This window comes from Verrucomicrobiota bacterium (assembly GCA_039192515.1).
In the GTDB taxonomy this organism is placed as follows: Bacteria; Verrucomicrobiota; Verrucomicrobiia; order Methylacidiphilales; family JBCCWR01; genus JBCCWR01.
Genome location: JBCCXA010000037.1, coordinates 19,328 through 29,173 on the forward strand (window position 1 = coordinate 19,328; position 9,846 = coordinate 29,173).

Annotated in this window: 7 protein-coding genes; 3 read left to right on the forward strand and 4 right to left on the reverse strand. The window is 41.9% G+C overall.

The genetic code is table 11. The features are described 5' to 3' along the window. Window positions 1-5 precede the first annotated feature (5 nt). Window positions 6-740 (forward strand): menaquinone biosynthesis protein, encoded by a 735-nt coding sequence (locus tag AAGA18_13435; protein ID MEM9446341.1) that lies wholly within the window; start codon window positions 6-8, stop codon window positions 738-740. Here the strand turns inward: AAGA18_13435 and AAGA18_13440 are convergent. Further along, a complete protein-coding gene (locus tag AAGA18_13440) occupies window positions 733-3,033 on the reverse strand; it encodes a response regulator (GenBank protein MEM9446342.1) in 2,301 nt (766 codons plus the stop codon). The two genes, AAGA18_13435 and AAGA18_13440, sit on opposite strands and share 8 nt — an antisense overlap. A gap of 284 nt (window positions 3,034-3,317) precedes the next feature. On the opposite strand from AAGA18_13440, the gene AAGA18_13445 reads away from it, so the two are divergent. Further along, window positions 3,318-4,172, forward strand: a complete 855-nt coding sequence (locus tag AAGA18_13445) for a cyclic nucleotide-binding domain-containing protein (protein MEM9446343.1) — start codon at window positions 3,318-3,320, stop codon at window positions 4,170-4,172. A 35-nt stretch (window positions 4,173-4,207) separates the two neighbouring features. Here AAGA18_13445 and AAGA18_13450 read toward each other — a convergent pair whose 3' ends face one another. After that, entirely contained in the window at window positions 4,208-5,389 is a 1,182-nt protein-coding gene (locus tag AAGA18_13450) for a Gfo/Idh/MocA family oxidoreductase (GenBank protein MEM9446344.1), read from the reverse strand. A 256-nt stretch (window positions 5,390-5,645) separates the two neighbouring features. Here AAGA18_13450 and AAGA18_13455 point away from each other — a divergent pair, with 256 nt between their 5' ends. Further along, window positions 5,646-6,008, forward strand: a complete 363-nt coding sequence (locus tag AAGA18_13455; GenBank protein MEM9446345.1) for a DUF192 domain-containing protein — start codon at window positions 5,646-5,648, stop codon at window positions 6,006-6,008. Window positions 6,009-6,128: 120 nt separating this feature from the next. On the opposite strand, the gene AAGA18_13460 is transcribed toward AAGA18_13455, so the two are convergent. Together AAGA18_13460 and AAGA18_13465 are read right to left on the reverse strand one after the other, a co-directional pair. Further along, the gene (locus AAGA18_13460; GenBank protein MEM9446346.1) at window positions 6,129-8,903 is read right to left on the reverse strand and encodes a VWA domain-containing protein; all 2,775 of its coding nucleotides are present in this window, start codon (window positions 8,901-8,903) and stop codon (window positions 6,129-6,131) included. A gap of 23 nt (window positions 8,904-8,926) precedes the next feature. Beyond that, entirely contained in the window at window positions 8,927-9,646 is a 720-nt protein-coding gene (locus AAGA18_13465; protein ID MEM9446347.1) for a TadE family protein, read from the reverse strand. Between the last annotated feature and the right edge of the window lie 200 nt (window positions 9,647-9,846).

Sequence of the window (9,846 nt, forward strand, 5' to 3'; positions counted from 1 at the left end):
GATGGGTGATTAACTTGCAAGTGGGTTCAGTTCCCTTTTTAAATGCGAGACCTTTGATTGAGTATCTTGATTTAGACGTTGATTTAGAAATGCCATCTCAGTTGGCTATATCTTTCCGAAAAGGACAATTCGATTTAGCTTTGGTTCCTATTGTGGAGTGTTTACTTCATGGCCCTTATCGAGTTCTTGATGAGGTAGGGGTTTGTAGTGATGGTCCAGTATGGAGTGTCTTATTGCTCTGTCGAAAACAAGTTGATGAAATAACGTCTATTTCCTTAGACAAGACATCCCTTACATCCCATTACTTAACTAAGATTGTTTGCGAGCAGTTTTTGAAATTGAAGCCACACTATGTTAATGAGGGGGAGCGTGCCGATGCTGACTTACGTATTGGAGATAGGGCACTTGAAAGCTACCGAAATTTGCCAGAACAATATCTTAGCAAATTGGATCTTGGTGAAATCTGGAAACTTTATACTGGTTTGCCCTTTGTTTACGCGGTATGGGCTATAGGCAAAGATAGTCAATTATCACAAGAGTCCTTAGAATTATTTCGCCAAAAGAGCCTGAGCGGCACTGAAAAAGTTCGTGAGTTAGACGTTGATCAACTTGAGCACGCCTATTTGACTCAGGCAATCCGTTACAAAATTGGGAAAGAGGAGAGATTAGGAGTAAGAGAGTTCAGCGCCAGACTTAAAGAGCTTGGAATTCCATCGCCTCAGGCAATTGAATTTATTTAAGGTTACCAGAGCTGTCCTTAGGTTTACCATCTTGTGTCGAGTGATTGCAATTCAGTGCCCGCTCGATAGCACTAGTAATTTCTTGGCTGCTGCAAGGCTTGACGAGCCGATCAATGAATCCTTTATCTTTCCAGCGGTTTGCATAGTTACTTTCAGTATACCCGCTGAATAGTATGACTTTGGCAAAAGGATCTATTTCTAAAAGTCTGTTCAAGGCATGCTCACCTCCTAACCCATCTGGTATGATGCCATCCAACAAAACTACATCGAAACTATTTGCTGTAGTACAGCGCTTCTCAAATTCTGCGATGCCTTCTTGACCTGTTTCGGCTGTTACAACGTCCAGGCCGGAACGACATAGGGTTTGTTCTACAGTGCGGCGGATAGATAACTCATCATCGATAACTAAAACTCTGCCTGATAAGTTGTTTTGTTTCTGTAGAACAATTGGCTTACTTGGTTCGGCATGTTGAGTTTCGGGGAAATAAAGTGAGAAGCATGTACCCTTCCCAACTTCTGATTTCACCGTGATGATGCCCTGGTTACGTTTCAGGATGGCATAGCATGTGGGCAGCCCAATCCCATTACCATGTTCTTTAGTAGTAAAATAGGGATCAAAAATTTTCTTTAGAATATCTTCTGGAATCCCAGGACCATAATCTATGATATCAATACGCACATATTTACCCGGCCTAAGTTTGAGTCCTTGGTCTGGATCTATTTGAATGGACCTTGCCTTAACAGCTAGTTTACCTCCTTCTTTGCAGGCATCACGCGCGTTAATCACTAGGTTATCTATAACTTGTTGAAACTGGCCGAGGTCTACATAGACATTTGGAAGGTTTGGCCCAAAAGCAAATACAGGCCTCAAGTTTGCTCCCCGTAGTGCAAATTCCACGGCATCTTGAACAGTCTCTTGGACACGGACAATCCTAGGATCTGTTGCACCTCCTTTAGAAAAAGCGAGTAGACGATGCGAAAGTTCTCGAGCGCGATTTGAGGCATTGTGAGTGTCCACAATGATCTCCCTTTGCTCAAGATTTAGAGAAAACTCTTCTAAGGCTATGTCTAAGTTTAGGTCGATGGCCATGAGAATGTTGTTGAGATCATGTGCAATGCCTCCAGCTAATAGACCAAGCGCTTCTAGCTTGGCTGCTCGAAGCTGTTCATCTTCTTGCTTCTTTTTGTAGGTAATATCGTGACAGATGCAGATGAGACGCAGAGGGTTATTTTGACTATCACGCTCTGTGACTTGGCCCTTTTCGTGAACCCAGATCCAATCATTATCTGGTGTTTTCATACGATGTTGTGACTCGTAGTAATCAACTAGACCTGACATATGGTCTCGGATTTGTTTATTGCGAATGGGGAGATCTTCTGGATTTATGAGATTATTGAGCCACTCCTCTTGGGAGTAGCTTTCTGAATGAGGGATTCCTAAAATATTAGCAAACTGATCATTTAGGTAATAAGTATTAGTTTCAATATTCCAATCCCATATGGCCAATCCTCCCGCGGATAGGGCCAAATCAAGTCTTTCTTGGCTTTGTCGTAAGCGAGTTTCTAAGTTTTTTCTCGTCGTGATATCTCGAAAAGACGCTAAGTAGGCTCTTGATCCTTTCCAGGGGATTTTCGAAATGCCCATTTCGACAGTTGCTCTAGGTATGTGGTCGTTTAAAATAGAGAGTTCCACAGGTTCATTGGTAATAGGCGTGCCAAAATGAAAACCTACAATTTGACTTGGATTGACATTAAATAGTCTTAGTCCTGCACGATTAATAAAGCGAACGATGCCATTTTGATCAATGACTAGAATAGAGTCTAAATTAGCATTTAAGATGGACTGAAAATTATTTTGTTCTGAGGTATCAATTTCATGTGAGGCTCTATTATTGAGTGCAAAAGTGTTAATTATTTTGAGAAGTGCATCAGGTGTAATAATGTCTTTGCTAAGGAATGCATCTGTTCCTAATTGTAGTATCTCTAGCTCAGTTTTGAGATCGGGTTGGCTGGAGATGACAACGATGGGTGTTGCATCTAAATCTGCCGCTAGTCTTTTGATAGTTTCTGTACCCGAGGAGTCGGGTAGTGTGAGATCTGCGAGTATGAGGTCAAAATTTTTTAGCTCGATTAGTTCTAATGCTGCTTGTGTAGTCTCGCAGCAGAATACTTTGGCACGGATACTTTCCAATGATTCTAAATAGGTTTGAATAATGACAGCATCATCATTGCTATCTTCTAGAAGCAAGATGTTTAAAGGATCTCTTCTGGGGTTGCTTTCTGCAGTGCTCATTCCTTTTAAAGTAAACTAGAGGCTTGGCATCGGTTACTCGAAAGCTCTGATTACCCATTATAAATCGACGACAGTGGTCTAAATTTTAGTTTCCGTTCTCTTAACAAAGCCGCATGCTACTCCGGGCTCAAGCTTTTAGGCATTTCGTTCAACTTCTATGGCATCATCCGAGTTTTAAAAACGTTAAAAGATTTCACTATTTGTGAAAATTATTGCTAAGGAGTTGTCAATCCAGACACTAGAGCTCTTAAGGCGTGAAATTTTTTTGTCGATATTACTTTCAGATGCAAACGAATATGGACAAGGGTGAAACAATTACTTTAGAGCCCCATCAGATATTGTTTGAAGAGGGTGCAGAGTGGGATGGTTTGTATTTCATTCGCCATGGAGAAATAGAGATATATCGTGAAGCTAATGATAAAATTATACAGCTTAATAGATTAAAAGAGGGGGACTTTATAGGAATAGCTACTATGGTCAATCGTAACCCTCGTCTTGCTAGTGCACGCGCAACTAGTAACTGTCAATTATTGCGTTTTTCCAAAATTCAAACTGTAGCGATGCTCAAGAGTTTACCCAAGTGGGGTAAAGCAGTTATCAAGGAAATGATAAGGACTTTGGACCTAGCGGATAAGCAAATTGTGGAAGCAAATATTCGTCCAGGAGGCAAGATAGCTAATCCAAAATACCTGCCGGTCTACGAGCTTTTGGTTTTTTTGAATGGTCTTTGTTGGAATGAATATCTTCCCTCATGGGAAACTGCAGATCGGGTAGATAAGATTTTGCCAGTCAACGACTTAGGTGACTGGTTAGAGCCTAGTATGCAGATACCCGCGGAGAAGATTGATGAGGCCTTGCAAGTTTTACGCGAGTACCAAATCGTTCAACTTGATGAGTGTGGCAGATATAAGACTTGCATTATGAATCCCGATAGGGTTCTTTTTCAAGGAGTTGCCCAACGTATGAAAGATGGCACCGATATAAGTGTAACTCAAGCCAGGAGTATCTTAGATAGCATGTCTAAGTTAGGCGGTGAAGTTGATGACAGACTACTAAGCAAAGGAAAGCAAATGGATGCACTAGCGACTGTTTTAAAAAATCTGTCCTTAAAGCGATACTTTGAATGGGATGAGGTATAGGTGGCAGATGGAGTCTACCACCTAGTAATCTAATATTATAAATCGACCCAAGCGCTATCTTGTTCATTACTCTTGATACACGCTTGGATGAAAGCGATACCAGTTCGTCCGTCGTAGACGTTGGCATATTTGGAACCATCGCAGTGGAACTTTTCCTTATTCCAGTATTTACGAACATCAGCTTCAAAAGATCTGTGGAGTCTGGCAAAGGCATCGTGGAATCCCTCCGTGTGACCTGCTGGGATGGTGGGTTCATTTAGTAGCCAATCAGGAACTTCACCTAAGAATCCATCATTTGGAGCAACGCTAGATCGGTAGTAGGTGCGGTCGGGCTGGCTTGGTAACGAAATAGTAACAGCCTCGCAATCTTCTCCACTCCAGCGCAAGGTGCCTTTACTTCCTGCGATTTCAATGCCCAGGTCATTTAAGTGGCCGATGCATATCTGACTTGCCCGCACAAGGGCTTTGCCTCCATTACTAAGTTTACAATAAGTTGTGAAATGGTCATCAAGTTGGCGCCCTCCAACAAAAGTTTCCATGAAATTACAAACACTGGTGACATCTAGGCCTGTGACGAAACGTAATTGCATTAAAGCATGCGTTCCTATATCGCCTCCACAGCATGAGCCTCCAGCACGCTTAGGATCTACCCGCCACTCTGCTTGCATATTTCCTTCCTCAGCTTTGGAAGCTAGCCATCCTTGAATATAATAGGAATCTACCCAGCGGACTTCGCCAATAAGACCGCTCTGGACAATGAATCGAGAAAACCAACTAGTCCAGTGACCAATGTACGTATGAGCGACTGCGAAGGGGACTTTGTGTTCTTCAACTGCGGCAACGATTTGGTCAGCTTCTTCCAAGGTGATGGTCAAAGGTTTCTCACAAAAGACAGGTATGCCAGCCTTGACGCACTTTAGTGCAGGATCGAAATGAACGTGGTTTGGTGTAACAATAAGTATATAATCGAGACGCTCATCAACTGGAAGACTGGCTTGCTCAGAAATCATGTCATCGTAAGAAGTGTAACCCTTAATAGGGTAATGCCATTTTTCAGCCTCCTCTAGGGCAATTTTAGGATCTGGGTGCAGGGCAGCTGCAACAACTCGCCGTGTTCCGTCAGAGTGTATCGCTTTTTGGTGAGGTTGGACAATAAAAGCGCCACCGCCGCCGCCAATGAGTCCTATTTTTAAGGGGGTTGTTGTAGTTTTGCTCATAGTTTTTTCTAGCTTAAGTTTTTGTGTATAGTTTATAAATTATAAGTTAACGATAGATAGCGTGCAGGCAATGCCTAAGGGCTTTTCTAGTCATGGGATTGCGAAATGCTACTATCATTTAAATCATCATAATAAATTAGGCATTTGAAACTGTTCAATGAAAAATCGACAAACGCTATAAAAACTTTTAAAAACCAGTTTTGCATTGTTGTCGACATGTCTTGGTTATCTATTTACCTTGAGTTTTCGTTTCAATATGGTTGATATCCTGGAAGTTCGGAAAAAAGATCAAGTGATTTGTTCTCGATGTGAATACTGTTCTTCTATGTCTTTTCGTATGAAGGGTCTACTAGGAAGGGACTCTTTAGATATAGGATCAGGCATATTACTAAGACCATGCAACTCCATTCATATGTTTTTTATGAAATTTGCAATTGATGCAATCTTCTTAAATAAAAAAAACCAAGTAGTTAGAATTTACCACAGTATTAAACCCTGGCGAATGACGCCGGTTATTTTTTCTGCTTACTCTACTCTCGAGATGGAGGCGGGAGTATGCCATGACTTTGGTCTCCAAGAAGGAGACCAACTAGAATTACATTTTTTATCCAAGAGTTAAGTTGTTCATGCTCAAAGCTTATGTTGCGGGCTGATTCGAAGATCGACCTGTTTTTACAATGTAAAGCCTATGATAGAATTATGAGTGGATTTTCTGAGCAAAGGGGAACTTTACAAAAGATCATTTTGTAAAGGTTGCAATGATCTCTTGTGCTATTAAATCAAATGCGGCTCCCAGATCCTTACTGGTCGAAGCATCGACACTGAATCCGCTAGGATGACTTTCATCTAGTGGGGTATCAGCAACAAGAATTTTGCTTGGTGACTCATCTGGATCGGCATTAGGGACAATAAGAACGTTATCATAAGCGGATTTCACATTAGCCATTGCATAATGCTCACGACTTGTTTTTGAATCTAATATGACAGTATAAATGTTAGCGTTATGGTTTTCTCTAGCGAGCCAAGCTTGAGCTTCCATCATCCATCTCATTTCATCCCTAATATTGGCTCGAGTAGCATCTACCCATTTCTCGCTTTCATTACTTCCAGCAGCACTCCATTTAAAAAACTTTTCGGGAATCCCCAGCTTGTCTTCATAAAGCTCTCCTCCAAATACAAATTTAGGATAAAGTTCTTGTATCCTAAACCCCCTGTGAGCACGGTGTGGTGAGTTCGATACTGTTTCAACATAGAGCCAACTGTCAGAGTTTGACTCATGGTGGTATTTGTGGTCATAACCGCTTATTTTATTATCACCGTTAGACCAGGCCCATCTGCGTAGGTCATTTTTTATGCCGTTTCCGAAGTAGCGTATATAACTATTGTGGGCTGTGGTGACTCCGGGTTCAAATTGTAGCTCGAGTGGCTCTATATTTCGTGAAGCTCCTATGAGATTACCTTTCCAGGTGGCATTAGAGAGAGTGGGCTGGCGATAGTAATAATAAGGGTTGGAAACTCCGGTCCAGTCCTGTGTCCACGCGTCATAGAGGGACATATCAGAGACTACAGAGGTGATATCGGTAGTCCAGTTTTGTCGCGGTGTTCGAATACGTCCAGGAAAAATAAGCATAATGTTTTCATCCATTCTAGCAATATCGTTATCAACGATAGCAGCCATAAGTTTGGGGCTGACTAAAAATTTGTTATCAGGCTGACCAGAAAGCTCATCACCATATGAGTCAATTTTAAGAGCTGAATACTTATAGTCTGTTCCTAAAGTCGGTATGGTGCCTGGTACATAAGTATTTTCCAGATAGGCTGCTTTACCGTCAAATGAAGAGTCAGTAAAGGTTGTCATGACCACCGGGATAGGGCTCGTTGTTGTAATATTGTTAGGTGCGGTTGCAGGAACTTCTCCATCTACCCATACCCACGGAGCCCAGAAATCGTCATTTCTATCTTCTACGGGAACTGCAAGAGAGTTAGCTGTCATGATTGCATTGGCTACGGTAGTTCCAGCATTGGGATCACCATCATAAGATGCGCTGGGTACATATTCTTTTTCCTCTGCAGGGCTTCTATGAACGACTGCTTTCATAGAGGGTGAGACAAAAGTCGATAAATTACAGTTAATACCTGCTAGTTTAGTGGTGTCGATCCCGCCAACGTGTGAATCCAAGCTATATAATGCGTCTAGGTTGCCAGTGAAAGGATTGTAACGTTCAAAAGTGCCGATAGTGCTTGCACTATCTTTGGTGTAGCTGATGGGTTTTATGTGGTGCGTCCATGGTACGCTCATAGCTTCACCTGCAAGATCATGAACTTGGTCGTAACCTTGTCCTCTAGCAAATGTTCTAAATGCGTTGAACTGGCCGTCTGAAAAGATAATATAATGGATATCAACTTTGCCTCTTGCATCAGGAAGACCGGTGAAGAAGTTTTCCACCATGTTATAAGCTAATCTCAAACCCTCTTGTCCGTTAGTATGCGGACCTAAGATGTAATCTCTATCAATATCCCAGTCATTGTCTCTGTATTTTGCTGATGAATCATCGGTTACCTCCGTTAATGGTGGCCACGATCCAGCCGGTGGTTTCAACATATCAATGATTTCTTTTTTGAAATTTTGTCTAGGCACGAATGGACCACCTTTGGGGAAAGCCACTTTTCCTTTGCCTGCAAAATAGACTACCCCAAAATAATCCTGATCATTATCGAAGTAACTTAAGAAATTAGTGACACTTTTTGCCAGAGCTTCGTCTTTCGCTATGTTGCCATCCTCGCCGCTTGGAATCTTGGCGGACATCGAATTAGAGTTGTCCAGAACTAGCATAATGACCTTAGGGTTTCTAGAAACAGTAGCGCTGTGGATAATCCTAGCCTCTGTAATGCCTGTAAGTGGCAAAAAAATGGTCTTATGACGAACTTCAGCTTCGATTTCGATATCTACAGCAGCGGATTTACCGTAATTAGCTCCAACGTTTTCATCCCATTCATAGCCCTCATATAAGGCTGAGCTCATGGTGGTATCAAAATCAATTCCTCCTTTAGCACTTCCCATGTTATCTTCTCCATCAAAGCCAGCCACTGAAGGGTGCTCAAAGGTAGCTGAATCGGTTATAGATGTTGAACTAGTCGAAAAACGAACGATACCAATAGGCTGAGATAAGCCATCTTTATCTTTAGATGTGCCTGAGGAGGTACCTTCATAGAACCCGGAAGTTTTTAGCTCGGAGTTCCAAATGGTATCACCCCATCCGGGGTAATTGGCCTTCATCATAGCACCAATGATTGCCTTTTGTCTGTCGATATCACTAGTATAATTGGTGCCTATCCGTAGAGCAGCCCCGTCAACTGAACGGACGAGACGTGCCTCATCTATATAATACATCCCGAAATCCAACCCCATTCCAGTGAATAAAAGCATAGGTAACAACAAGACAGCAAATAGCGCTGTGTACTGCCCACGTTTTCTGAGATATTTTTTATGAACTACTTCTAATTGCTTTTTCATAGAGGACTCCATTGTTTAACATCTTAATAAAAAGCTATTTCATACATTTGGTTAAAGTTGGTCAGGTTTATTAAGCTATCTAGACCTGTCAAAAATTCAGGAGCATAAAACATCTCTACAGCCACCATGACCTGTCCTTTCTGCATGATGATTGGGTCAAGTCCAAGTTCATCAGGGTTGGCAACTACAAATGGATACACAGGGTTATCATTAGAATCTATACTCTTTTCTGAAGGAGTGATGCGTGTTTTGAAATCATCATTTTTGCAGATAGGAGCATTTTTAGTGGTGTCAGAGGAGTCTACGTATGCAGGGTAAGCCTGTGCAGAATTTACAACAAAAACATCCGGTGTTTGCGCATCGGTATCATGATCCTCTAAAGTGAGAATACTCAGAATGAGTCCCCAGCTTTCGTTGTTGGATGCATTGGGCTCAAAGTATTTCGCCTCTCCGGATTCATCTATTTTGATGTCCTCTGGTGCGAGCATTTGTGTAGCAATTCTCTTGCTCGCTAAGAATGCAGCGCTATTGGGCAATTCATTTGGGTCAAATGCTGCCTTGAGGCCGTCTTTGGCGACAAAGACCCTGGCTACTTCTCTAGCAGAAGAGGCAATAGATTGGCTTTTACTGATATTGCTAGCCAAGTCGTAAGCCACTAAGGTAAGCACAATGAGTATCGTTCCAAAGAGGGCAAACTCGACAGTCGCTTGGCCTCTCTCGTTCTTGTTTATTCTTAATTTCATATTCTTTTTGGTACGGGTTTGATTGAGATCAAGGAGATGCAAAATTGTCCGTGTAAGCGAAATCTTCGGTTACGACAGTTATTTCCTCTCTGATAGTAAAGGTGTCATCGTCATTGTTCAAAAAGCCGCCTATCAGCGGAGTCACGAAAGAAAAATCACTCTCTAAAGTAATAGTAAGGTCGCTGCTGGGAAGTAATCCA

What these genes read in the sequence shown, in the direction of transcription:
- AAGA18_13440 (MEM9446342.1), bottom strand. Translation starts at nt 3,033, where the DNA reads ATGAGCACTGCAGAAAGCAACCCCAGAAGAGATCCTTTAAACATCTTG.
- AAGA18_13445 (MEM9446343.1), top strand. Translation starts at nt 3,318, where the DNA reads ATGCAAACGAATATGGACAAGGGTGAAACAATTACTTTAGAGCCCCAT.
- AAGA18_13450 (MEM9446344.1), bottom strand. Translation starts at nt 5,389, where the DNA reads ATGAGCAAAACTACAACAACCCCCTTAAAAATAGGACTCATTGGCGGC.
- AAGA18_13455 (MEM9446345.1), top strand. Translation starts at nt 5,646, where the DNA reads ATGGTTGATATCCTGGAAGTTCGGAAAAAAGATCAAGTGATTTGTTCT.
- AAGA18_13460 (MEM9446346.1), bottom strand. Translation starts at nt 8,903, where the DNA reads ATGAAAAAGCAATTAGAAGTAGTTCATAAAAAATATCTCAGAAAACGT.
- AAGA18_13465 (MEM9446347.1), bottom strand. Translation starts at nt 9,646, where the DNA reads ATGAAATTAAGAATAAACAAGAACGAGAGAGGCCAAGCGACTGTCGAG.